This is a genomic window from Clostridium pasteurianum BC1, from assembly GCF_000389635.1.
Taxonomy (GTDB): domain Bacteria; phylum Bacillota; class Clostridia; order Clostridiales; family Clostridiaceae; genus Clostridium_I; species Clostridium_I pasteurianum_A.
Map to the genome: position 1 here is coordinate 4,138,393 of NC_021182.1, position 23,429 is coordinate 4,161,821.

The 23,429-nt window shown below is 29.7% G+C and carries 22 protein-coding genes; 3 read left to right on the plus strand and 19 right to left on the minus strand.

Annotation, left to right across the window (positions count from 1 at the left end; translation table 11 throughout):
• The first annotated feature begins 283 nt into the window (after positions 1-283).
• Complete coding sequence (locus CLOPA_RS19265; protein WP_015617103.1) at positions 284-1,426, plus strand: DEAD/DEAH box helicase; 1,143 nt, start codon at positions 284-286, stop codon at positions 1,424-1,426.
• A 78-nt stretch (positions 1,427-1,504) separates the two neighbouring features.
• Here the strand turns inward: CLOPA_RS19265 and CLOPA_RS19270 are convergent, their stop codons facing one another.
• The 12 genes from CLOPA_RS19270 to ade form a co-directional block, all read right to left on the minus strand.
• Positions 1,505-2,671: an aminotransferase class I/II-fold pyridoxal phosphate-dependent enzyme gene (locus CLOPA_RS19270; RefSeq protein ID WP_015617104.1), complete on the minus strand. Its 1,167-nt coding sequence runs from the start codon at positions 2,669-2,671 to the stop codon at positions 1,505-1,507.
• The gene (locus tag CLOPA_RS19275) at positions 2,668-3,147 is read right to left on the minus strand and encodes an Lrp/AsnC family transcriptional regulator (RefSeq protein WP_015617105.1); all 480 of its coding nucleotides are present in this window, start codon (positions 3,145-3,147) and stop codon (positions 2,668-2,670) included. Before CLOPA_RS19275 ends, CLOPA_RS19270 begins: the two co-directional genes overlap by 4 nt.
• Before the next feature lie 571 nt (positions 3,148-3,718).
• On the minus strand, positions 3,719-4,117 hold the full coding sequence (locus tag CLOPA_RS19280) for a GerW family sporulation protein (protein ID WP_015617106.1): 399 nt from the start codon (positions 4,115-4,117) through the stop codon (positions 3,719-3,721).
• Positions 4,118-4,156: 39 nt separating this feature from the next.
• Entirely contained in the window at positions 4,157-4,789 is a 633-nt protein-coding gene (locus CLOPA_RS19285) for a DUF2953 domain-containing protein (protein WP_015617107.1), read from the minus strand.
• 186 nt (positions 4,790-4,975) lie between these two features.
• Positions 4,976-6,820 carry a sensor histidine kinase gene (locus CLOPA_RS19290; protein ID WP_041710990.1) on the minus strand — a complete coding sequence of 615 codons (1,845 nt, stop codon included), beginning with the start codon at positions 6,818-6,820 and terminating at the stop codon, positions 4,976-4,978.
• A 58-nt stretch (positions 6,821-6,878) separates the two neighbouring features.
• The gene (locus tag CLOPA_RS24575) at positions 6,879-7,016 is read right to left on the minus strand and encodes a cyclic lactone autoinducer peptide (RefSeq protein WP_015617109.1); all 138 of its coding nucleotides are present in this window, start codon (positions 7,014-7,016) and stop codon (positions 6,879-6,881) included.
• A gap of 6 nt (positions 7,017-7,022) precedes the next feature.
• A complete protein-coding gene (locus CLOPA_RS26285) occupies positions 7,023-7,292 on the minus strand; it encodes an accessory gene regulator B family protein (protein ID WP_242834230.1) in 270 nt (89 codons plus the stop codon).
• Between the two features lie 41 nt (positions 7,293-7,333).
• Positions 7,334-7,675 (minus strand): accessory gene regulator B family protein, encoded by a 342-nt coding sequence (locus tag CLOPA_RS26290; protein WP_242834231.1) that lies wholly within the window; start codon positions 7,673-7,675, stop codon positions 7,334-7,336.
• Positions 7,672-8,130, minus strand: a complete 459-nt coding sequence (locus tag CLOPA_RS19300) for a hypothetical protein (protein ID WP_015617110.1) — start codon at positions 8,128-8,130, stop codon at positions 7,672-7,674. The genes CLOPA_RS26290 and CLOPA_RS19300 overlap by 4 nt, the downstream gene beginning before the upstream one ends.
• Before the next feature lie 226 nt (positions 8,131-8,356).
• Positions 8,357-8,836: a hypothetical protein gene (locus tag CLOPA_RS19305; protein ID WP_015617111.1), complete on the minus strand. Its 480-nt coding sequence runs from the start codon at positions 8,834-8,836 to the stop codon at positions 8,357-8,359.
• Between the two features lie 544 nt (positions 8,837-9,380).
• A complete protein-coding gene (locus CLOPA_RS19310) occupies positions 9,381-10,247 on the minus strand; it encodes a tRNA 2-thiocytidine(32) synthetase TtcA (protein ID WP_015617112.1) in 867 nt (288 codons plus the stop codon).
• Between the two features lie 346 nt (positions 10,248-10,593).
• Entirely contained in the window at positions 10,594-12,303 is a 1,710-nt protein-coding gene (ade, locus tag CLOPA_RS19315; protein WP_015617113.1) for an adenine deaminase, read from the minus strand.
• 345 nt (positions 12,304-12,648) lie between these two features.
• Here ade and CLOPA_RS19320 point away from each other — a divergent pair, with 345 nt between their 5' ends.
• Positions 12,649-13,134 (plus strand): QueT transporter family protein, encoded by a 486-nt coding sequence (locus CLOPA_RS19320; RefSeq protein ID WP_015617114.1) that lies wholly within the window; start codon positions 12,649-12,651, stop codon positions 13,132-13,134.
• 92 nt (positions 13,135-13,226) lie between these two features.
• On the opposite strand, the gene CLOPA_RS19325 is transcribed toward CLOPA_RS19320, so the two are convergent.
• Positions 13,227-13,631 carry a hypothetical protein gene (locus CLOPA_RS19325; RefSeq protein ID WP_015617115.1) on the minus strand — a complete coding sequence of 135 codons (405 nt, stop codon included), beginning with the start codon at positions 13,629-13,631 and terminating at the stop codon, positions 13,227-13,229.
• Between the two features lie 79 nt (positions 13,632-13,710).
• Positions 13,711-15,108, minus strand: a complete 1,398-nt coding sequence (locus tag CLOPA_RS19330; RefSeq protein ID WP_041710992.1) for an MATE family efflux transporter — start codon at positions 15,106-15,108, stop codon at positions 13,711-13,713.
• A gap of 224 nt (positions 15,109-15,332) precedes the next feature.
• Here CLOPA_RS19330 and CLOPA_RS19335 point away from each other — a divergent pair, with 224 nt between their 5' ends.
• Positions 15,333-16,610: an FAD-dependent oxidoreductase gene (locus CLOPA_RS19335; protein WP_041710993.1), complete on the plus strand. Its 1,278-nt coding sequence runs from the start codon at positions 15,333-15,335 to the stop codon at positions 16,608-16,610.
• Positions 16,611-16,845: 235 nt separating this feature from the next.
• Here the strand turns inward: CLOPA_RS19335 and CLOPA_RS19340 are convergent, their stop codons facing one another.
• The 5 genes from CLOPA_RS19340 to CLOPA_RS19360 all read right to left on the minus strand — a co-directional run bounded on the left by CLOPA_RS19340 (position 16,846) and on the right by CLOPA_RS19360 (position 23,413).
• A complete protein-coding gene (locus CLOPA_RS19340) occupies positions 16,846-18,210 on the minus strand; it encodes a SpoVR family protein (RefSeq protein ID WP_015617118.1) in 1,365 nt (454 codons plus the stop codon).
• Positions 18,211-18,216: 6 nt separating this feature from the next.
• Positions 18,217-19,389 (minus strand): sporulation protein YhbH, encoded by a 1,173-nt coding sequence (gene yhbH / locus CLOPA_RS19345; protein WP_015617119.1) that lies wholly within the window; start codon positions 19,387-19,389, stop codon positions 18,217-18,219.
• A 4-nt stretch (positions 19,390-19,393) separates the two neighbouring features.
• A complete protein-coding gene (locus CLOPA_RS19350; protein ID WP_015617120.1) occupies positions 19,394-21,316 on the minus strand; it encodes a PrkA family serine protein kinase in 1,923 nt (640 codons plus the stop codon).
• 196 nt (positions 21,317-21,512) lie between these two features.
• Positions 21,513-22,955: an MFS transporter gene (locus tag CLOPA_RS19355; RefSeq protein ID WP_015617121.1), complete on the minus strand. Its 1,443-nt coding sequence runs from the start codon at positions 22,953-22,955 to the stop codon at positions 21,513-21,515.
• Positions 22,952-23,413, minus strand: a complete 462-nt coding sequence (locus CLOPA_RS19360; RefSeq protein WP_015617122.1) for a MarR family winged helix-turn-helix transcriptional regulator — start codon at positions 23,411-23,413, stop codon at positions 22,952-22,954. Before CLOPA_RS19360 ends, CLOPA_RS19355 begins: the two co-directional genes overlap by 4 nt.
• Positions 23,414-23,429: the final 16 nt, after the last annotated feature.

The window sequence follows — 23,429 nt, forward strand, 5'->3', positions numbered from 1 at the left end:
AAAATATTAACCATATTTTGTGCTATACAAAAATAGAAATGTAAAAATAATAACACTATGAGAATATCCTCAAAATACAGTATAATACAAAATGGACCACTAGCTAGTTAATTATATCTTTAAATATCCCTTAAATTGCATATATTATTAAAACAATTTTATATATTACTTTATTAATTGTCAAGATAACTAAGCTCTAGATAAATTGACAAAAACCTATACAAAGTATACAATTATTAAAGTTTTTAGCAGAATGAAAATATAATTGTACAAGGAGAATAAAATGACTATTTCATTTGAAGAATTAGGATTAAATATAGACTTAATAAATGGCCTGAAAAAGCAGGATATAAAAATCCCCACAGATATACAGGCTAAAGTTATACCTCTAGCATTAGAAAACAAGGATATAATAGCAAAATCTCAAACTGGTACTGGAAAAACTCTTGCTTACCTTCTTCCCATGTTTCAAAAAATAGATTCTGAGAAGAGAGAAATGCAGTGTATCATCTTGGCACCTACTCATGAATTGGTAATGCAAATAGATAGAGAAATACAGCTATTATCACAAAATTCTCAGATAAATGTAACATCTTGCACTATAATAGGTGATGTTAATATGTCAAGACAAATTGAAAAATTAAAGAAAAAACCTCATATAATAGTAGGTTCTTCAGGACGTATTTTTGAACTTATCAAAAAAAGAAAAATATCAAGTCACACCATTAAAACCATCGTTATTGATGAATGTGACAAATTACTGGACAAAAATAATATATCTAAGGTAAAGGATATAATAAAAACTACTCTGCGAGACAGACAATTAATGGCCTTTTCTGCAAGTATAAATGAAACTGCATTAAGTTCTGCTTCTTCCCTGATGAAAGAACCTTTAATTATAAAAATTCAGGATGAAATACTTAACACCAATGTTCAGCATATGTATTTCTTATCAGAACTAAGAGATAAATTTGAATTACTTAGAAAGATAATAGCCTCTGAAAATCCTAAAAAATCTCTCATATTTATAAACAAACCTGTTGAAATAGAATTTATAGTATCTAAGCTTCAATATCATCATATAAGCTGTTATGGTCTATATGGAAATGCTGGAAAAGAGGAAAGAAAAAAAGCCTTAGCAGATTTTAGAAATGGCAAAATTCAATTTTTAGTGGCTTCCGACATAGCAGCAAGAGGCCTAGATGTTAAAGATATAACTCACATATTTAACTTAGATTTGCCAGAAGACCCACAGGAATATCTTCACAGAGTAGGCAGAACTGGAAGAATGAATAAAGCCGGTACAACTATTTCAATTATTACAAAAGACAATTTGCCTACTATAAAAAAATATGAAAATAAATTTAGCCTTGAAATTAAAGAAAAATATATATTTAAAGGCAAAATCATTGATAGAATTAAATGATTATCATATTTTTGTGATTCATACTTGTAAGAAAAGGCGAATTAACTACCAAGTTAGTTCGCCTTTTTCTTAAATTATTTATTTTATTGACTTTATAAATCTCTCTATCCTCTTCATAGCTTCTAATATATGATCCATAGATGAAGCATAGCAGGCTCTAATAAAACCTTCGCCGCATTCTCCAAATGCATTACCAGGAATCACCAAAACTTTTTCTTTTTTCAAAAGTTCTTCACAAAATTTATCTGAGGTCATACCCGTGGATTTTATAGATGGAAATACATAAAATGCGCCTAGGGGTTCAAAGCATTGTAATCCCATATTTTTAAAGCTGCTTACCATCACACGCCTTCTTCTATTGTATTCACTAACCATTTCCTTTACGGAGTTTTCTCCATTTTTTAGTGCCTCAATAGCAGCATATTGAGCGGTAGTAGGAGAGCACATTATGGCATACTGATGTATTTTTTTCATGGCATTTATTAGTATTTTATTTCCGCAAACATATCCAAGTCTCCAACCTGTCATAGCATAGGCTTTTGAAAAACCATTTATTACTATAGTTTTATCCCTTATCTCTGGAAAACTAGCTATAGATACATGTTTTTTTTCATAGGTTAATTCAGAATATATCTCATCGGATATAATTATTATATCTCTATCCTTTAACACCTCTACAATTGAATGTAGTTCATCTCTTGTCATAGTAGCTCCTGTAGGGTTATTAGGAAAGGGTATTATAACAACTTTCGTTTTTGATGTTATAGCTTCTTCTAAAAGTTCTGGTGTTAATTTAAATTTATCACAAGCTCTAAGATTTAATATTTTAGGAGTTGCCCCTGTGAAAGCTGTACAACCTTTGTAGGCAACAAAGCTTGGTTCTGGTATTATGACTTCATCCCCAGGTCCTACTAAGGTTCTTAAAGCTATATCTATGCCTTCACTACCTCCAACAGTTACAATAATTTCGTCTTTTGGATCATATTTTAATTGGTATTTATTTTTTAGTGAATTAGCTATTTCTCTACGCAATTCCATAAAACCAGCATTGGAGGAATAATGAGTATGACCTTGTTCTAGAGAATATATCCCAGATTCAACTACATTCCAAGGTGTAACAAAATCCGGTTCACCTATTCCAAGCGATATAGCATCCTCCATATCATTTACCATATCAAAGTATTTTCTTATACCTGAAGGAGGCATATTTCTTACATTTTCACGTATCATGTCCTGAAGCATCATATAAACAAGCCCTCCCTATCATCCTTTGGTTTATCTCTAAAAATAGTCCCTTTATCCTTATATTTTTTAAGCACAAAATGAGTGGAAGTACTTAATACATATTCCTGTACAGCTAGTTTTTCTGCCACAAATAAAGCCACTTCCTTCATGGTTTTACCCTCTATTATAACTGTCAAATCAAATCCTCCAGACATTAAATAACAGGATTTGACTTCCGGAAATTTATATATTCTCTCTGCAACTTTATCAAAACCCTCTCCTCTTTGAGGCGTTATCCTTACTTCTATTAGTGCAAGCACTTCTTCCTTACTGGTCTTTTCCCAATTAACCAGTGCAGTATAACCTACAATAGTATTATTATCCTCATATTTTTTAATAGCTTCTTTGACTTCATTTACACTTTTTCCAGTCATTTGTGCTATTTCCTCTGCTGTATACTTACTATTTCTTTCAAGAATTTCAAGAATCTCTTCCATAAAATTTTCTCCCCTTAATTAAAAATTATTTTTTATATAACGCATATTTCAAAATAACCAGCCAATATTTTAATTTAACTTGCTATTTCTTTTCTATGCATGAATAAAAATACTCCTTTATCCCGGAAAGGGACGAAGGAGTATTCGCGGTACCACCCTAATTAAAGTCTTTTCAGACTTTCTCTTTAGTAGAAAATATTTCTTTCCCCTATAACGTGAGGACACGTCTTTATCTATTTTAGGACGAACAGGTATATTAAAAAACAATTAATATTACATGTTATTTTATGTCATACCACTTAGTTCATTCCAATTTCTCAATAGGAAACTCAGAGACTGCCTTCCATAAGATATATTATTGGACTTTCAGCTAAGGTATCTCTAAAAAATAATCTATAACCAATTTGGTTGTTTTATTTGATACCTTTTCCAACTCTCTTTGTATATAATTCTTATGTACTCTTTCTCATCATAGTTTTTTACAACTAGTTTTTATCAATTATATCAAAAGCACTGCCACTATTCAATATTTTTAATATTTATTTTCACTCTAATATTTTTTAATTATATTTTATTTATTGCTATTTTCAGATGATTTAACTTCTTCTTTATTTTTATCAGACTTCTTTGATTTAAATTTAGAAACTATTTCTGGCACTAAATTAAGCAGACTATCCAAATTGTTTTTACCGGATATAGGCAAAAGATTAACCTTATCCCCAGTGATTGCAATTACTGCATTAGGAGTAACCTTAGCAGCCGCTCCAAGACCTGTTCCATTTGCTGCAATTCCCTTATCACCATTATTTCCAGCACCTGTACCACAGCCAAAAGAAAGACTTATTATAGGAACTAAGGTAGTTTCCCCCACTGTTATTGGCTCACCTACAACAGTTTCAGTCTTTAAAAAATTCTCAAGATTACCAAATAAAGCATCTAAATTTTCCTTTAATGACGCTTGATTATCCATTTAATCCCCTCCCTACATATATTTAAATTATACCCTAAATCAGGCTCCTTTTAATACAATTTTCCTTAAATCTTTTTTTAATAATAATTTTACAGTTCTCAATATCACAATAAAAAGATTTATTCTACCTTTAATCTCAATGAAAACATCTAAAATCACCTCATCAAACACAGGAGAAATATTTATTCTTATTGCTGAAAAATTTGATTTTATTACTGAGATCACCGCACTTATAGTCCCAGTGGCAAAGGGATCATCTAAACCGTACACACCCTCAATAGTTATGCTTCTGGGTTTTACTATTAAAATTATATCCTTTAAGTATAAAAACAATTTTCTCAAAGTATCCAACTCTAAAAGTTGAAAATTCACTGAAATTTTCCTGTTTTTATTTGAATTTTTTTCTATATGCTTATTGCTATTTTTTCTTAAATTAGAATAAACACAAAAATTTATAAAATAAAACTTTATTTCAAAATTATCCGATGTTTTTAAGGCATTAAGTCTAAGTAATCCTAAAAACCAATTTATTTCAATTTCTCCCTTAAGGTCTTCATTAATATCCCCTCGAATAATGTAATTATATGGAATGACTAATAACATAATTATTAAGATTATAGCTATAAATAATATTGTAATAAAAATCTTTAAAGCTAATATTACTCCATACATTATTTCTACCTACCTTTAAAATTAAAAATTCTATTTATATGCCATTTGCAACTGGTAATTTCAAAACATATAAACAGATTTCTAAGCATCAGGTGGGGTTTTTGTTTATGACCTCTGATACTTAGAACTCTTTAGCCTAACGGTGCAGTTTCAGAATATCTTTACATTTAACATTTATACTAAAATCTAGGAATATATATCCGAAAACTCAATATTAATTCTTTCCGTATCCGTTTCATAGAAAGCCTTATTTTCAGCATTTTTTTCCACATGCTTCACTGGCAAATTTATGATAAAACTACTCCCCAGTCCAACTTGACTTTCAATAGCAATTGTACCTCCATGCAGTTCTACAAAGGATTTTACCAGACAAAGACCAAGCCCCGTTCCCTCTCTATTTCTACTCAAGGTTTTATCAACTTGTCCAAATCTTTCAAAGATTAAATTCTTCTTATCTTCTGGTATGCCTATACCCGTATCTTTAACAATTATAGAAACCGTTTCTCCCTTATCTATTACATTAACTAGTATTTGCCCCCCAGAGTTTGTAAATTTCACAGCATTTGATAGTAAATTTAACATAATTCTTTCAATTTTATCTCCATCTACTGCTGTTATCTTTTCTTCCACATTAGTATCAAAAATAAGTTTGATACCTTTGTTTTCTACATAATCTGCTATAGACAAGGTTATATCCTCTATCATATTTATAATATTAGTATTTTCTAATTGAATTTTTAAAAAACCAGTATCTGATTTTGTTAAATCAAGTAAATTATTTATGAGCTTTAGTAATCTATAACTATTTGTTCTCATAATATCTACATAATCATTTCTCTTTTTTATATAATTGCAATCTCCATCCTTATTATATAATTTTATCATCTGCAATGCGGAAAATATGAGATTAAGTGGTGTTTTTAACTCATGAGATATATTTATAAAAAATTCTGTAATAGTTTTATTAGACTCTATTGATTCTTCCAATAACTTTGAGTTTCTTTCCACATCTTTTTGTAATTCTACTACTTCTTTTTCGGAAGTTATATTTCTTAAAATACTGAGAATAGTAGGCTTCCCTTCATATATAAAAAAAGAAGATGTGTTTTCAATAGCTATAATTTTATTACTAGAATTTAATACTTTCTCTTCGAAAACTAATTTAGGCAATTTCTCTTTGTATATTCTGCAAAATTGATCCTTTAAATGTATCTTTTCTTCTTCAGGTAAAAAGGATAAAATGGATTTTCCTACAAGTTCTGAGTAACTTGAAAATCCCAATAGTTTGGCTGCACTTTCATTTACAAATATTAATTTATTATTACGATGTACCAAAATAGCTTCATAGGAATTTTCAATAAGCAAATTATAGCAGGATTTATTTTTTAATAAATTTTCCTCCATAAGTTTTCTCTGCTCATGATTTTTTTCTAATTTATTGTTTAAAAGCTTTAATTGCACATCCTTATTTTCAATTCTCTTATCTTCAATTTCCTTATAATGCCCTAAAGGCCAAGCTGTTAAAATAAAAACTCCAACTATAATCAAATCATTTTGAAAATAATAGTTTATATCTCCACTAGGAACGTAAGTAAAATCTATTATTAAAATTATAGCCGAGGAAATAAAAGCTGTAAGCATGCCCATTCTCTTTCCAAGTTGAAGTGTTGATGAGATAATTACAAGCAAAAAAAGGCATTTAATTTGGTTGGAATAGGTATTTGTTGTTAGTATCAATGCTGTATAAATTATAGTAAGCACAACATTTTCAATACTTCTTATTATAATAACATATTTAAATTTATATATGTTTGATGTTATATGTGAAAGTAACCACCATAAAAATATTGCTAAAAACATAAGTAATCCAGTAAAATTTATCTTTAAAAAGTTATTATAGGTATATCCAAATAAATTATTTTGATATACCTTCTCATATATAATAATTACACAAAAAAATAATGATGCTAATTTTACAATAGAAATTATATCATTTATTCTTTTTTCACCATTTTGTTGAATTTGCTCCATATTATTCACACACCTATTTTTAAAATAAATAATATAAAGGATCATATGATCCTTTATATTATTTCTTTTGCAAGCATTTTGGTTCTTTTGGCTGATATAAAAAATTTGTACATGCTGAAACAGAATTATTAAGAGCAACGGATTTAAAAAGAGAAACAGATAAATTTTTAACAACTTTTTTAATTTTGTCTTTCATCCTTTTTCATCTCCTTATAATATATTTTAAAATATCGTCGACTTTTCCCATAATAACATGTCCATTATTGGTGAGAGTAAAACATTGCCATAGTACACCAATAAAAATACATTGCGATAATTGCAATAAAATACTATACTTAACAGCAATATATACTATTATTAATATATATGATATCAATGACATAAAAAATAAAATTAACATTGACTTTTTCTTTAATTGTTTTCTTAATTTTATACTAGATATAGGTTTAGCTGGACTATCTACAGGTGACAATTTTAATATAATGTAATAACAAAATATTAAAATAAATATATCTAAAAAAGTATTATGTAAATTGGTAATGATATATAAATTTTACTTATAAATAATGAAATAATGATTGATATAAATGTACCAATAAATATACATCTACTTGGTGAATTTGAATGAACTCCTCCAGAGAATTTTCTCAATTCACTTGTTGCAAAATAGAATACTATGGACTGTAAAAGAACCTTAAATAGACTTCCAAATATAATTATAAATAATATCCCAAATATTTTTAAACTTAGAATTACTATACCATATTCTATTATTTCCTTTTCATCATTTTTTATATTAGAATTATCATAAATAATTGAACTAATATTTTTAGTTAATCTTTCAATAAAAATCATCTACCGAATCTCCTACTAATTTTATTTATAACTAAGTAAAATATTAAAACTAAAATCATAAACATAATCAAAGAGGGGATGTTATATATAAATCTCCAATAAGCATTAGTAAAACCATAAATTTTAAATAATTTATCTATTGTAAGCATATTTATCCATTCACAAAAATACATTAAAATTACAGAAACAAATATTGAAAAAATGCTTACATTCATAGATATTTTCATAACATACATACTTATCAAAATAAAAGCTATCATACTAATTATAGTATTAACTCCATAGCTAATAGGCAATAATCTTATTAAATATGTTATAACAGCAAAGCTAACTGCTGCTTCAACAATTAAAATTTTACGAATATTTTTATTATAGATTATATAGGCTAAAAGTACGCACAAAAAAGATTCGGGAATACCTCTGAAGAAAAACTCCAATGCTGATAATTTTAACATATAGCACATCCTTCCAACAATATCCTTAAAATAATTATACCACGTTATAATAAAAAATAAAATATATGTCAAAAATATATTTATTAGTAAACTAATTGTTTTTTGTGGAAATCATTATACTATTTTCTGATATTTACTTTTTAACATTGTCAATTTCCTTAATTTTATACAAAAATTACATAAATTATAAGAATTCCATAGCTAAATATAGGTTTTATCGTAATTCTTAACATTTTTTTGTAAAGCATATTTGAGAGTGTTGTTTCTTAATTTTATCCATAAATATATAAAACATTGCAACTATAAACATAAACATAGTTAAAGATGGAGTAGTATATATAAGCCTTAATCCCACATTGTCAAATTTATTTATTTTAAATATATATACCAATATAAAATTATTTATAAACTCACAAATTATAATTGAAATCACAGATACAAGTATTGACGCAACACTGGTATTAATAGATATATTAAGAATATATACTCCTATAATTATAAACGCTATACTACCCAGTACAGTATGTACACCAAATACAATTGGCAATAATCGTATTAAATATATTAAAATAGATAAAATAATTGTAGCTTCAGCTATTAATTTTTTAGAAATAGTTTTATTACAAAATATATGTGCCATCATTACTATTAAAAAGCACTCTGGTATACTTCTAAAAAAAAATTCCAGGGGTGTTAATCTCAACATATAGAACATCCTTCCAACATTATTTTTTAAAATTATTATACCACTTTGTAAAAAAATATAATATATGTAAAAAATATATCTATAAAAGAAATTAATTAGTTTTTTATCTGATAACTAGTCGCTGTAACACTCCATGGAGATAACAGCGGCATGTTCCTGGATAATTCATCTAAACTCAGTGGAAGTACAAATTCCCACTGAGTAAGATTCATTGATAAATAAAAAACTCCTCTGATTGGTTTTATCCGATAAGAAGAGTCTACGTTCTATATGTTTCTTATCGATGCTAGCAGAGCCACCTTTCGTTTGTAGGTTGGCATAGGATCACCGAGCTAACTCTCTCCCCCAATTCTTGATAAATTATACATTTCAATAAATAAATTATATAACAATATTCAATTTTTTCAAACAATTTTTTTAAATTTAAGTAAATTTTTTATCTTGTCTATTATATCAGCGTTAAATATGTGCTTAACATTAAAATTACATGCTATTAATATCAAGCACATATTTTACTTACAGACTAATTATTTTAAATGTACATTTATTCTTCATCATAAATATCTAAAAAAGAATATTTTTCTCCATTCTTTTCCCAGCCTACAATAGAGTTTAAATTTACATTTTGTGCTGATTGAAATATGGATTTATCTACATCGTTAAAGTTCTTTTTTAATTCACTTATTAAATCCTTTACTTCTTTTCTCTTACTTGAAGTTTTTTCTGCTGCTACTATACACCCGCAGTTCATAGTAGACAATCCATTGTTACGAACAAATTTCTTAATATCATTTTCCTCAATATAATATAGTGGCCTAATTAGCTCTAAGCCCTGAAAATTTTTTGATTTCAGCTTTGGCTTCATAGTTTTAAAATTGCCTGAATATAAAACATTTAACATAGTGGTTTCTATGACATCATTAAAATGATGTCCCAAAGCCAATTTATTACATCCAAGTTCCTTAGCCTTAGTATAAAGTGCTCCTCTACGCATTCTAGCACACATATAACAAGGATAGTCCTTAGCTATATTTTCTACTACTTCAAAAATGCCAGATTCAAAAAGATGCACTGGAATATTTAAATATTCACAATTATTAAGCAGCAGTTCTCTGTTACTTTCATGAAAGCCTGGATCCATAGCAATAAATTCCAATTCAAAATTGATTTGAGGATGATATTTCAGCTGTTGAAATAATTTTGCCATAAGAAGACTATCCTTACCTCCAGAGACAGCTACTGCAATTTTATCTCCCTCTTCTACCAGTTTAAAATCTTTAATTGCCCTGATGAATTTTGTCCATAAATATTTTCTATATTTTTTAACAATGCTGCGTTCTATATCCTGCAGCGGTTTTCTTTCGCATAATGGTATTAATAACTCGCAACCGCTTCCTCCAATACTACTCATTTTTACACCTCATTTTATTTAATTAATCTATAGTTTTTTATTAAAGTATTGGCAAAATGCATAACAATTTAAAGCCATTTTAAATTCTGCTATGCCCTCTTTCAAAATAATTTAACTTTCATATACAAAGTAATCCAACAAATCACCAATAGAACTAATAATACCTATTTTAAGTATTATTAAAATATTTTTCAACATTATTTTTAAAATGTATACTATGATTAAACCACAAAAAGCTGTAGATTAATTTGCACTATACCATTTATAGTAGTTTCAATGTGAAATCTTCAGGATTATAGTATATATCTTTTATTAAATATACTTTTTGTGAGATAATCATGCTATATTAAATAAATTTAAATTGTGTTACATCGAAAAGTCCCTTGTCTGTAATTCTAATCTCCGGTATAACAGGCAGTGCTAAAAAAGATAACGTGATAAAGGGGTCTATATTCTTATTAATTCCAAGCTTTAATGCTTCCTCAATCATTTTACTTAGGGTCTTTTCCACATATTCTGCATTTTTATCACTCATTAGACCAGCTATGGGAAGTGGTAATGTTCCTTTAACCTCTCCCCTACTTACAACAGTATAGCCACCATTTACCTTTTTAATCTCTTCAACAGCTGTTATCATGTCATCATCATTATCTCCGATTACAATTAAATTGTGAGAATCATGAGCCACAGTACTGGCAATGGCTCCATTTCTGATATTAAAATTACTCACTATGCCAAGTCCTATATTTTTTGTAGCCTTATGTCTTTCTATAACTGCTATTTTTGAAAAATTTTCATCAGCTATAAAAGCTCCATTTTCTACTGTCACTTTTTTATTTTCTTTCTTAGTAATCAATTCATTGTCCTTAATTTTTATTACTGTAGCTACATTGCTGACAAGTTTTATTTTTAAATCCTCATCACTTATATCTCGTACTCTCACAGTATTGAGTACATTGTTATCATCTATGCTTAAGTGAATTTTGGTGCAAATTTTCTTATGTTCATAAATCATCTTTCCACGATAGAGCACTTTATCTATATTGAAATCCTCTAAACTGTTTAATATTAAAATATCTGCAGAATATCCTGGTGCTACAGCTCCCAATCTTTTTAATTTATAACACTGGGCGGCATTTATGGTGGCCATACATATGGCATCAATTTGGCTCACTCCATATTTTATTGCCTTTTTTATATTATAACTTATATGTCCATTTTGCCTTATATCCTCTAAATGTTTATCATCTGTGCAGAAAACACATCTATCAAATCCCATATGATTTTTAATAAGACCTTCAACCAGATTCTTCAGATTTCTGGCTGCCGAACCTTCTCTTATTTGCACATACATTCCAAGCCTTATGCGTTCCAGTGCCTCTTCTATGGTGGAGCATTCATGATCAGTCATAATTCCAGCGGTTTTATAAGCATTTAGTGCATCTCCTGTAAGATTTGGTGAATGTCCATCAATAATCTTATTATCGAACAAATCAATCTTTTTTAACATTTTTTCATTGCCGCTTGTCACTGCTGGATAATCCATAACTTCTCCAAGTCCTAGTATTTTATCATTTGATAGAAATGGTTCAATAAGTTCTGCCGTTAAATCGGCTCCATTATTTTCAAAGGATGTACTAGGTACACTGGAAGGCATCATATAATAAACATTTAATGGTAATTCTTTTGATTGATTGAGCATAAAATTTATCCCGTTAATTCCACAAACATTAGCTATTTCATGTGGATCTGCTATAAGTGTTGTAGTTCCATGTGGTATTATTGTTCTAGCAAATTCCGGTGGAGTGACCATGGTAGACTCTATATGCATATGACTATCTATAAGTCCCGGGCAGACATATTTTCCATTAACATCTATTTCCCGAGTCCCAGAATAATCACCTATTCCAACAATTTGATCCTTACAAATTGCTATATCTCCCTTTATTATTTCCTTTGTAAATACATTAACTATATTTGCATTTTTAATAACTAAATCCGATTTTTCTCTTTTCATGGCCATATTTATTCTCTGTCTTTTTAATTCTACACTCATTTCATTACTCCTTGTATAATTGTCTATATTATTGCTTTAAGGCAAAATCATATATTATTTTAGATTTATTTGAATATGCCTTATATAAAAATCTATTGAAACTTCTTTACTAACCTGATACAATTTTCAGTGACAGTTCGAAAGCCTCCTGTCATTAAACAAAACTACGGCATTGAAATCTAGAATAACTTAGATGGATAAGCTGTCTTTTAGACAGCCTTTTTTGTTATAATTTTAATATGTCTATAACCAAAATGTTTTATTTAAATTAAGTAAGATTCATTGATATTATAATGCTGTAACTTTTGAATTTAAGAGGCTTACTAAAAAAATTTGGAGGTTACTATGAAAATTTTCTTTCAGACAAAAAATTTAGTGAGAACAGCTATGGTTGCAGCCCTATATGGTGCATTAACCTGGGCACTTTCTTCTTTAAGCTATGGTCCCATTCAATTTAGATTAACAGAAATTATGGTTTTATTAGCTTTTATAGACTCTGCCTACATACCAGGTCTCGTTCTTGGATGTATTATTGCAAACATATTCAGTCCAATGGGCTTTGTAGATATGGCTTTTGGAAGTTTCGCCACACTTATAGCTGTTTTTTTAATAAGCAAAACCAAAAATCTATTCCTAGCAACATTATACCCTACTATTGCCAATGGTATAATAATAGCTATTGAGTTATATTTTATATTGAAATTACCTTTTTTGCTAAGCTTTGGCGAAGTGGCACTAGGAGAATTTATAGTTGTAACTTGCTTAGGTTATCCAATTTTTAAAGCTATATTAAAAAATAAAAAATTAGTGACTTTACTAAAATTCAATTAAAATATATTAATTTGTAATTACATGCTGCTGTTATCTCACACTAAAGATTGGAGTATTACAGCAGCTATTCATAACATATAAAATTTGTTACTCTACACATTATTGCTGATATAGAATTTTACATTCACCTCTTTATTTGCTATGTTCAAATCTGTAATCTGTACTCCCGAAAATCGTTTTAAAAGAAATTTATTTGCTTTCACTATAACTATTTTGTTGTGTATATATATATAATCCTCACTGTCATTTTTCTTTAAAAATCCCATAAACATATTTATAATACCCTCATTAGAGTTTAAATTGAAATAAATTTTACCTTTCTCAAATTTGTTGAACATAAGAATAATCTTAATATTTGGTAAAAAGCCTATACCCACTGTTATTTCAATTTCCCTATCATTAATGGCCGTTAGTTTTCTTACCCTTTTTTTATCATAATCTGCATTTCTTTCAATTAAAATCAGAACTTCCTCCATAGAAATATTTAAATGTGCCATGAATAATACTCCCTATATATTATTTATATATCACTATATCATATGATTTATTTTCACAATTTATATAGTTTAAATAAAATTATGTAGATTCACTTTTAGAAATATTATTACTTTTCTTTATTACTACAATATTTTTCCATGCACCTTTTTTAAATCTTATGATATACAAAATTCCTCTTACAAGCCAATCTATATACATTGCAAGCCAAACCCCTATTAATCCTAGACCCAAAGGTATTCCAAGTATATATCCGAGAGTAATTCTAATTAACCACATACCTATAATTGAAGTAATCATAGTATATTTAGCATCTCCTGCCCCTTTTAGTCCTGCTGGTAACACAAAACCAATAGCCCAAAGTGAAGTACCTATACCATTTATTATTAAAATATTAGTGGTTAAATGTATAATATCTGAATTTTGAGTATATAGTGTTGAGACTAATTTTGCAAAAGGTATAGATATAAGCCCTACTGTCATCAATCCTACAGTGGAAATTTTAGTTATATACGCTAAACATTTTCCTGCTTCTTCAGTCCTTCCCTTGCCCATATACTGGCCTACCAAGGCAGTAGCTGCTATACTTAGTGCATTACCTGGTATATTAAACATATTAGTTATAGAAACACTTATGGAATTGGAAGCTATGGCTATTGTACCCATATCTACAATATATACCTGAGTAATTAATTTTCCACAATTAAACAATAAAGATTCCACACTGGCAGGAATTCCTATACCAAAAATAGGCTTCAATAATTCCTTATTGAATTTAAATACAGTTAACTTAGTTAATTTTAATATTTTAGTTCCTCTTAGTAGAACCACCAAGACTACCATTGCACCAATTATCCTTGCAAAAGCTATACCAAGAGCTGCACCCTTTACTCCAAAACCACTAGTATGAATATCAATAAATTCATCATGAATATTTATTCCATATATAAAAATGAAGCTTAAGATTACGTTTATAAAATTCATAAAAATACTGTTCTTCATTGGAGTTTTAGTATCTCCAGCACCTCTTAATATTCCATTACAAATTAAATCCACAGCTATTAACGGATAGGTTAAAAGGGTTATAGTAAGATAAGTATAAGTATCTCTTATTACTGTACCCTCTGCTGAACCAAACAAAAGTGATATAAGCTGATTATGAAACACATATGTAAGTAAAGTTATTCCAATGGATATCAAAATTCCAGAATATAATACCTGCTTCATTGACTCATTAGCTAATTTATTATTTCCCTGTCCTATAAATTGTGCAACTACAACAGTACCCCCTATTGCTAGAGCAGAAAAAAATGCAATAAATATATTATTTATTGAATCTACCATTCCGATGGCCGACACAGCTTCTTTCCCTATATGACCGGCCATCATGGTATTAATCATTCCCATGGACATAACAAATAATTGCTCGGTAAATATAGGTATTGTCAAATTAAATACGTCTTTTCTTACAAATCTCAATTTTGAGCCATCTCTTTTCTTTTTCGAAATATGTATACGTTTTAACACAATTTACAATAAATAAATACCTTATTATTTCTAGGATAAATCAAACAAATATAAAATTCAATACACAAACTAGAGAAAAAAGTGTAAAAAAATTCAAAGACATGAATATGATAGTAATAATAGCTTTAGGCATCTTTCACTTATTTCCGGATGCCTTAATTGAAAGGGTGAGTTTTTTGAAGGTTATAATAATTGGAGGTGGCTGGTCTGGCTGTGCGGCAGCTATTACAGCTAAAAGAGCAGGAGCTGAAGTAAGTTTATATGAAAGAACTGATTTATTACTTGGTCTTGGAAATGTAGGCGGCATAATGAGAAACAATGGAAGGTACACTGCTGCAGAAGAACTTATAAATCTTGGTGCCGGAGATTTAATTCACATAACAGATAATAATACTACACATAAAAATGTAGATTTTCCCGGTCATGAACATGCCTGGTTCTACGATGTCAATAAAATTGAACCCGAGGTAAAAAGTCATCTAGTCTCTTTAGGAATAGATGTAAAAACATTATCTAGAGTAGTAAACATAAAAAAAGAAAAAAATAAAATTACAGGTATAAAGCTTGAAAATGGAGGTATTGTAGATGGAGATGTATTTATAGACGCCACCGGTTCTACTGGTGGAATGAATAACTGCTTTAAACATGGCAATGGATGTGTAATGTGCATTTTAAGATGCCCTACCTTTGGATCAAGGGTAAGTATCAGTTCCCTTGCAGGTGCAAAGGATATAGTATCTGAAAGAGATGATGGTAGTTTTGGAGCTTTTAGTGGTTCTTGTGAAATATCAAAAGATAGTCTATCTAAAGAAATAGCAGATCAGTTAGATGATAAGGGTATAGTTATTTTCAAAATTCCTGAGGAAGATGTAAATCTTGAGAAATTAAAACTTAAAGTTTGTCAGCAATACGCCCTTGAAAAATTCGCCGAAAATTTAATTCTATTAGATACAGGGCATATAAAAATTATGACACCCTTTTACCCACTGGATAAATTACGAAAAATTAAGGGATTAGACAAAGTTAGATTTATTGATCCCTATTCCGGCGGTAGAGGTAATTCTGTTAGATACCTGGCAGCCGCTCCAAGAACTAATGATCTTAAAGTTGTTGGTATAGACAATTTATTTTGTGCTGGGGAGAAGTCAGGATTTTTTGTAGGACATACTGAAGCCATCTGTACCGGCTCTCTTGCTGGTCACAATGCCGTACGATATTTAGCTAATTTAGAGCCCATAATATTGCCCAATTCCACTGCCACAGGAGATTTAATTTCCTATGCAAATTATAGATTAAAAGCAAAAGATGGCAAAAAGATTAAATACACTTTTTCTGGAGCTGAATATTTTAATAGAATGAAAAGAGTAGGTCTTTATTCTATTGACAATAAGGAAATTAAGAATAGGATAGAAAATTTAGGACTTACAGGACTTTATGGGAAAAAGTTAATATAGAACTGTCCTTCTTTAAAAGCATGGTTAAATTTTAGTATGATATGGAAACTAAAAATAAAAGGCGAACTAACTATCAGATTAGTTAGGCTAATACATGGTAATTTGGGTTCGCCATCTTCTTATTTTACAATACAAAAATACAAATTCTTCCTATTTTTACTATATATTTCCATAGAATGAACTTAAGCCTAAGACCAGTATAAAACCAGCCTTAAGCTTTCTTAAATTTTTTGATTTATATTTTCATCTGTGTCATCCTCTTTATAACTCTATCCTTTGACTCACATATTAAACTTAATTCTCCGTCTTCCATTTTAGTTTTCAAAATTACTGTATGCCCCCATAATTCATATATATATTTTATAGTAGCTTCTGCATATCCCATATTAAGCTCTCTTCCATCATACACGTGTTCTAAAGTTAAAGTATTATCTCTTGTAGACATATCTATTATTCTAATATAGGGAATCATGCCCATACCACAGGAACTGCACAAGGTATTTCTTATATTAATCCATCCTTTTTCATCAGGTACATCTTTTATAACATAGTTTTCATTTTCTTTTGCATACTCAAATAAATTCAGGTCATAGCATAATTCTTTTGTCAAATACCTTCTTATAAAGGATTCATCTCTTTCAAGCTTTCTAATCTCAAATATTTTTTCCTTACCATATTTTTCATGAAGATATTCAAACATTTTGAAACCTATAAAATAAGGATTTATAAAGCCTATACCCGGTGCAATAACATCATTATGACGCTTAAGAAATTCCAAATGTAGTTTATCGGGCAAATTCAAGCGCTTTAAAATATTGTAATGCCAATAACTGGCCCAACCTTCATTCATAATTTTAGTCTCAATTTGTGGTATAAAATAAGCGGTCTCTTTACGCACAACCTGAAGCAGGTTTTTTTCCCATTCACTAAGATTTCCATATCTTATAATAAAGTATAGTACATCGTCTTCAGGTTCAAGGGGTATTTTACTTATGTTAGGAGGCGTATCTTTTACATATGGTTCCAATATACTCTTATTTGTATTTTTGTTCACATATTCCTGCATAATCCTGCTTTTAAGTGCTTCATCACTTATTCTCTTTTCTCCCACTACCCTTGAAGTCTGTAATTTTATGGCGTGAGCTGTCTCATATCCAATGCTGGGATCATTTATATACCCTCTTACCATATCTGCATCAGTCTTAAATAGCTCCACAGTATAATCTGCTCTAGTACCCTCTGCAAAAAGTCTATTGTTCTTAAAAAAATCATTATGTCCGTATACATGTGCCATTGTTAATATTTGCAGCAGCAATGTATTTTCCTTCATTAAATATGCAATACAGGGATCCGAATTTATAACCATTTCATATGGAAGACCACTTAAATTATATTTATAAGTGGTACTATTTTTTTCATAGGCTTTACCAAAGCTCCAGTGAGGATATCTTGATGGCATCCCAAGATATGCTTCATATCCAAGCATATCTTTATACCCTATTGTTTCAAATTCCTGTTCATAATAGTCAAGACCAATATCATTTACTATTTTCTCAATTTTCTTATTCCAAGCTTCTAAATCCGCTACAGTATATTCCACAATTTATCACCCCACTTGTTCCTTTTTTAACATATCTTTAAGTGCATTCCATAAATCATTTTTCTGTTTTATGGACACAGCAATAAAATTCTTATTTTGTACTTCTTTAACAAGTTTATCCTTAATGTTAGTAGAATAATATCCGCTCATAATTTCTGAATATCCGAACATATTGCAAACTTCGCAAAGTTTTTTTGCGGATGCTACTGCTCTATTATTGTCTTCCGTCCAATTATCCCCATCACTGACATAGAATGTATATATATTCCAATAAACTGGGTTATATCTTTTTTCAATGATTTCCAGGGCTGTATTTAATCCACTTGATATATAGGTCCCACCGGATTCCACCTTATGGAAAAATTCAAACTCATTTACTTCCCTTCCAACAGTAGAATGTGCCACAAAAGCTATTTCCACATTAGAATATTTTGTTCTTATAAATTGAGATAGAATAAAAAAGAAAGATCTTGCTAAATATTTCTTTGTATTATCCATAGAACCTGAAACGTCCATAACACATATGATTACTGCATTACATTCTCTTTTCATGGTCTTTTTTATCCTGTAATATCTTAAATCTTCATTTTTAAAAGGAAATCTCTCTATCTCCTCATCTATATCTTCTTCTCTTAATGCCCTCTTTTTTCCCTGCTGTCTTTTCAATTTTTCAACAGTGGTTCTCTTTTTTGCAAGTCTGGGATTAATTCCATGTCTTTGGTATCCAGCTTTTTTTGTTCCGTTTTCTGTAAGCACTTCTGCAAATTTCTTTTTATCCATTTTCGGTAACTCTAAATCATTCATTATATAGTTCATTACATCTTCTAAGGTGATCTCCGTTTCATAAATATCTTCACCTTCATCATTACCAGCGCCCTGATTGCCTTTTCCCCCATTTTGAGATTTATCCTTACCTATTACCTGACCTCTTTTTTCACTTCCGTCGCCACTGCCAACACCAGGTACATTTTTCCCATAGATAAACTGATATTCTTTTATACCACGAATAGGTATTTTAATCTTTTTGTCCTTACTCTGACCTATTATACTTTCCTCTGATAGTATATCTCCTAAATTATCTTTTATGGACTTTTCAACAAGCTGACGATGTCTTCTTCTGTCTTCTACTGCCCTATCATGCCCAAGTGATGTTGAGTTATGATCTCTGAATAATGTCATGCTATCAATCCTTCCATAAATTATTGGCAGCATATTTTAATATAACATCGCAGCAGTAAACGCAATAACCATTTTCTTTCATCTGCTCCACCATAGCATTATATTTCTCATCTTGCTCTTCATCTCGCACTCTTGATTTAGTTATTATTCTTGATAGATCCTTCACAGAAGTAGTTAATTTCTTTTCTATAGCTTCCTTTAAAGGTTCATAGGAAGTATAATCAATTTTACCTCCATTTCTAACTACATAGAACATATATGAAGTAACATCACTTCTAAATCCCTTAGCCGAATTTTCTGATACTCCAATCTGCTCTTCTATAGATCTCATAAATTTATCATCTGGTTGAAGTTCTTCTCCAGTAGATTTGTCTTTAAGTTTTGTCTTGTTTACAAAAGCCTCTGCATTATCCAGGTAATTATCAAATAAGCTTTCTGCCTGTTCTCTAAAGCTATTTATAAAAGCTTTAGTTACTTCTTTCTCTAAAGTCTTGTTATATTCTTTTCTGATTGTATCCTGTATAAAGCCTAAATACTTTTTCTTTTCATCCTCTGCTATGTCTAGATCTTTAACGGATCTAATTATACTCTCCATAATACTTAGTGGATTTATGCAATCATATTCAGAAACTGAAAGAGCGTTATCTATGGCTTTTATTATAAATCTTGTGGAAATACCATGCATACCTTCATCAAGACCTGCTTCTTCTCTAAGTTCAGAAATATCTATTTTTTTAGTAGTTCCCTTTTCTACAATATCTTCTCCATTATATATCTTAAGTTTAGTAAGCGGGTCTGCCTTGTTCGAAGGCTTTAATCTACTCAATATAGCAAATTCTGCTGCTGTTTCTATAGTATGTGGTGCTATATGTGCCTTGAACTTACTCTTATTAAGTATTTTATTATATATTTTTACTTCCTCATTTAATTCTAAGCAATAAGGTACCTCCACTTTAACAATTCTATCCAGTATAGCTTCATTTGTATGATCTGACTTAAATCTATTCCACTCAGCTTCATTGGAATGGGCAAGAATTATACCATCAAAATATATCATTGAACCCTTTCCTGGTGAAGGCACAGACTTCTCTTGAGTAGCAGTTATAATAGTGTGTAAATATTCCACATCATTTTTGAATACTTCTATAAATTCTACAAGTCCTCTGTTACCTACATTAAAAGCTCCATTCAAAGAAAATATTCTAGGATCATCCTCTGAATACATATCCATCTTGGAAATATCAACAGAACCTGTCAAAATTGACGTATCTTGGTTATTTGGATCTACCGGTGGCACAACCCCTATTCCCTTTCTTGATCTTATAGAAAAAGTACTAGTTACCACAGGGAACTTTTCATATTCACCATCATATTCATGTAATAATTTATATTTGCATGCTGGGCACAAATCCCCTTCAATTTCTAAACCTAAAAGGTCATTGAATTTTTTTCTAAGGTGATTAGGTATTAAATGTAAGGGTTCTTCATGTAAAGGGCAGCCCTTCAAATGATAAATAGGAGGAGCAGATTCTAAAGATTTTTTAAGTGCATCTACTAAGGATGACTTTCCTGCTCCAACTGGCCCTACTAAATATAATACCTGTCTTGATTCTTCACCTCTCATAGCAGCAGAATAAAAATAATTTACTATCTTCATAACAACTTTATCTATTCCAAAAAAATCATCTTTAAAGAAATTGTATCTTTTGATAACATCATTTCCATATATCTTTCTTATCCTAGGATTTTCTTCTGGCTTTAATACATCAAAACCACTTTTAACGATTATGTCATATAACCTTTTATGTGCTAGTTGTGCTATATCTGGATTTTTCTTCACAATATCAAGATAATCCAAAAATGTACCTTCAAATTTTGTATTGCTTTTACTTTCTCTGTCATTTTGTATTAAGTCTCTAAATTCCATACTGCACCCCCTGAAACTAATTTATATTTAATTACATATAGTCTTTTAATTACTTGTTTATAAGATATATATGTCATTACCCTGCCCTAACATGATAAATAATTAAAAAAAACGTATTAGATTTTTTTCTAATACGTTTTTTTAACAAGTATTTAATATAAATATATTGTTCCTTGAAACCTCATAACATCATACTTTAATACTCTTCTATTACTTCCTCATTATTTTCCCTATTGGAATATAATCTTACAGCGGTTATTACAGCCCCTATACCACATAATACTGCTGCTCCTATAAATACATATCTCATACCATAAATAAATACATCATTTCTTCCTTCTACATAATTAACTACCCTATATCCTATTTTGTGACTCATCCTATTATATAAAATCAATGTAGACAGCGAAACGCCTAGTACCATTCCTAAATTTCTAACCAGTGCATTTACACTTCCCGCAATTCCCAGCTTGTTTTTAGCTACAGTTGACATAACCAGGGAATTATTAGGTGATTGGAACATGCCATTTCCTACAGTCATGATAGCTATAAATATAGCTGCAATGAACAAACTGGAATTTTCATTTAAACTACCCATGAATACAAAACCTATGCTCATAAGTATAAGTCCCAAAAGCGTAAGAAATTCTGAACCTATCCTATCAGATAAATATCCACTTATAGGGGCAACCACAGATAAAATTATTGGTGAAATCATCATAAATAATCCAGTTATAGCTGGTGATAATTTAAGCACATCCTGGAAATAAAAAGGTAAAATAATAGTTACTGCACTAAGAGCAATAAATGAAACAAACCCACAAAATATGCTCAAAGAAAATAACTTATTTTTAAAAATATTTAACTGAAGTAAAGGTATTTTTACTCTCTTTTCAATAATTACAAAAGCTGCTAAAGCTACTACTGCCACAACAAATCCAATAATTATTATAGGTTGACTATATCCTGTATTCTGCCCCTGCACCAATGCACCAAATAATGATACTATACCTATTACAAATAGAGCTGCTCCCTTAATATCCAATTTTTCACTTAATTCCTCTGTATTCTTAGGGAAGATTTTCATTGAAAATATAAAAGTAATTATACCTATAGGTACATTTATCAGAAATATGTACTCCCAACTTAATGCAGAAACAATAAATCCACCTATAGGTGGTCCTACCATTGTTCCCAAAGCTACAAATGTTCCAGACATACCTAGTGCCCTGCCTCTCTCATTAGCTGGAAATACATGAGTTATAATTCCCTGACTTGTAGACATAGTAGCCGCCGCTCCTATAGCCTGAATAGCCCTTGCTAGTACTAATACAAAAAGAGAATTTGTCATTCCGCATAAAAAAGATCCAATAGTAAATAGAATTATTCCAAATCTAAATATCTTAGTTTTACCTTTAATATCACCCAATCTTCCAAATATGAGAATCATAGCAGATATGACTATAAGATAGCTTGTAACTACCCACTCAATAGATGCCATATTTACATTAAGTCTTTTAGCCATCACAGGTAAAGCTACATTTACAATACTTCCATCTAAACAACACATGAAAGTATTTAATACTACTGTAAGCAAAATAAACCATCTGTTTTTATTTAAATTACTTTCACTTTTCAAATTCCATCAATCCTTTCTTTACATTTTTCCTTGTGTTTTCTGGCATTTAATAATACCTTATCCAAAAATTCTATTCCTATTTCCATTTCTTCTTCACTGCAGCCTTCCACTAAGATAGCTATCCAGCTATGTATAACCTTAATAATCTCCGGAATAACCTCTCTTCCCTTATCAGTTAAAAATAATCTATAAGCTCTTATGTCCTCCTTATTTTCCCTTTTCTCAATATATCCTAATTCTATAAGCTTTTTAATAGTTCTGGCGGACATAGCTTTATCCACGCTCAGTTCTCTGCTTATTTCATTTTGGCTTATGCCTTCAGTTTCATTTAATATAAGTAAATATGGATATATCCCTGTGCTCAATTTAAACTTTTCCAGTCTTTTATCTATATAGCATTGAGTACTTCTATATATTTTTCCATTTAATTTGGTTAAAGATGTTATTTTATCATTCATCATAATATCCTTTCAT